The organism is Halarsenatibacter silvermanii (assembly GCF_900103135.1).
GTDB classification, from domain to species: Bacteria; Bacillota; Halanaerobiia; order Halanaerobiales; family Halarsenatibacteraceae; genus Halarsenatibacter; species Halarsenatibacter silvermanii.
In genome coordinates this window covers 1-2,773 of the sequence record NZ_FNGO01000058.1, presented here as the reverse complement: position 1 = coordinate 2,773, position 2,773 = coordinate 1, and the positions used below count along the sequence as shown (strand labels likewise).

The window sequence follows — 2,773 nt, the reverse complement described above, 5'->3', positions numbered from 1 at the left end:
ATTTTCATCAGGGGGTTAACCCCCTGATGAACCAGTCAACACCGTACAACCACGTCTAACCGCGGAACAGGGCGGACAAATGTCCTAAGTGTAAAATACTAAAAACAGCAATAATAAGTTTATTGACATTTATTTTGATTTTGCTCCCTTTATTTAGTGGAGGCAAAGCCAAGGCGGAAGCTGTAACTGATCCGAAAAGTTTTGAGTTTGAAAATGGGGAAATAATTAATTATAGAAAAGGTCATAAAAATATAGTGATTCCTCTTGAAATAGACGGGGAGAAAGTCACTAAAATAGGAAAAGGCTCTTTTGCTTATATTAATTTAAAATCAGTAGAAATTCCAAGAAGTATTACTGAAATTAAAGACTTTGCTTTTAGCGGCAATAACTTAAAGAACATAAAAATTCCGGATAGCGTTAATAAAATAGGGTTCCATGCTTTCTATAATAACACTATGGAAACATTGAATTTACCGGAGGGAGTTAATGAGATAGGAGATTCTGCTTTTGCAAGTAATAATCTGGAAGAAGTCAAAATTCCGGATAGTGTTACTAAAATAGAAGAGGAGGCTTTTACCAATAATAATTTAGAAAAAATTAAGATCCCAGATAGTGCCATGAATATAGAAAAAGAGGCTTTTGACGATAATGTTGAAAAAATTTTTAAATAGCTTGTAAAGTTTTATCCGGTTAGGTTTAAAAATCAGACTAACTTTGATAGGCCCGGGGTTAGTCATTTTGGCACTACGAAAAAATGCAAAGGGGTGAAAAAAATGAAAAGGAAATTTACGATTATATTCCTGATAGTTTTCATCTTTTCTCTGGTTGGTTATGCTGCAGCAGGGCCTACAGAAGTAACTGATGCTGTTAGAGTAAGATCTCGAGGGAGGGAATATACTTATTTAGGTAGAGATGATTCTTTTTTTGAATTAAAAGCAGTAGATGTTGAAGGAGTTGGGGGACAGGGCGCTTTGCATATCCTTCACGTAATTGGCAACGAAGAAGAGGAAGATTTTAAAGTCACCACTTTTGATGAAAATAAAGAGAAGGTGCGAACTTTAATAGACACGGATAGAAAATACGGTGGTATAGTAGGACAAAACTTTCACAGAGGAGAGGACCCTAAATATTTGCAGGTGCAGGCGGAAGGAGAATGGGATATCGGACAATTTCTTTTAGGTTCTGCTCCCGATCAATTATTAGGAATAAGAGATTCGGCAAATTTTGATTCGGACAGTGTCGTTCTTATAGGTCCTGATATTGAAGAAGATAAAGAAGCTTATATAAATACTTCAAGTAAAGCTAAAGTGAAGACCTGGGGTTCAGAAATTGTACATTTTGATACTAACAATGCAATAAACAGCGAGACTTTCACAATTAAAGGTTCCGATCAAGCTATTGAAGTAAGAACTCCAGCAGGTAATGATGTTCATTTAGAAATACTCGGGAGAGCAAATTAACAAAAATCTTAGGCGAATAAAAAACGCATATAAATTATCTGGATCAGAAAGAATTCTTACTTGCTTTCATAATTTTTTTACGAAATTAGGTTGTAGTGTTTTCATTTTTTGGTGGTGGGAGACTGGGGCAAAATACGTACGTAATTTTAACACAATAAAGTGGCGCGAAAAATATTTTATTCATTATACAATATAAAAAAATATATGAAAATATAATAAATTCTAAATTTTTTAAAATAGAATTGGATTTGACAAAATAGACACCAACATGCCCCCTCTATGATTGTTGACATGCCGGGGATCTTTTTATGTTGGTGTCTTTATTAAAAAAATTAAAAAAATTGAAACATTATTGACTTTCTCGTATGTGTATTGGTTTTTAAAAAACAAAAAATATAGCACTTATATCTTGGAACAGTGTCCCATAAAAAGAACCGACAATAACTATCGATATTTGAGAGGCAAACTAATAATAGAAAAGTTTTTGACTTATTAGCAGTAAAATGCTAATAGAATTATAGCATATATGCGATAATACTAATTGGGGTAATTGGTCGATATATTTTTACAAAGACGGGGATGAATTATAATGGAAGATCTCACGAAAGCAGAAGTTTATTTTGACGAAAAATATGAAAAAGATTTTGAATTTCAAGAGGCCTGGGATGAAATAGAATTGGAATATGAAATTGCCCATCAGATATTAAAAGAAGAAAAGAACTTGGAATAACTTAAAAAGAGCTTGCAGAGAGGACCGGTACAACTCAGAGTGTGATTTCTAGTATTGAAAATGGATATAATTTAACTTTGAAGTATTTAAGGAAAATATCTAAACAATTGAATTGCAAGTCCAAAGTAGAATTACAGCTAATCAAAGAAGGGAATTGATACTTGGGTGGAGCGCAAAAATAAAATGAAAAACCCTGGATCTAAACAAGCAGGGAATATTATAATTAGAGCTGGCTTAACAGGCCAGTTTTTTTATTTGTTCAGCAATTAAAATGGCGTAAAACAGGAGATTATGTGCAATGATTAAACTGAACTTCATATTTTCGTTAAGGAAAAACCAACATGTCCTAAAACTTTTGGTTTCCTTAAATTATTGACAAGTTTTAAGACATCAAAGTTCAAAAGTATTTTCTTTTTTTAGTTAAATTATCAGAGATTTCATCCAGCTTTGTTATATAGCTTTGAATCAGCATATTTTAAACGTTATGTTGTTTTTGGTAAACTAAAAATACAGAGAATGGAAACTAAAATTACAGAGGTGTACCTGAAAAAGGAGGGACACCTCCAGGCATCCTAGAATTAAA

3 protein-coding genes and 1 pseudogene are annotated in these 2,773 nt (G+C 32.7%); all 4 read left to right on the top strand.

What is annotated here, in order from left to right:
• Positions 1-122 precede the first annotated feature (122 nt).
• On the top strand, positions 123-671 hold the full coding sequence (locus BLT15_RS12940; protein ID WP_159429972.1) for a leucine-rich repeat domain-containing protein: 549 nt from the start codon (positions 123-125) through the stop codon (positions 669-671).
• Positions 672-773: 102 nt separating this feature from the next.
• Positions 774-1,460: a hypothetical protein gene (locus BLT15_RS12935; RefSeq protein WP_089762489.1), complete on the top strand. Its 687-nt coding sequence runs from the start codon at positions 774-776 to the stop codon at positions 1,458-1,460.
• Positions 1,461-2,049: 589 nt separating this feature from the next.
• On the top strand, positions 2,050-2,190 hold the full coding sequence (locus tag BLT15_RS13375) for a hypothetical protein (protein ID WP_159429971.1): 141 nt from the start codon (positions 2,050-2,052) through the stop codon (positions 2,188-2,190).
• A gap of 17 nt (positions 2,191-2,207) precedes the next feature.
• Positions 2,208-2,348: pseudogene (locus BLT15_RS13855) on the top strand (helix-turn-helix domain-containing protein); the annotation flags it as partial.
• Between the last annotated feature and the right edge of the window lie 425 nt (positions 2,349-2,773).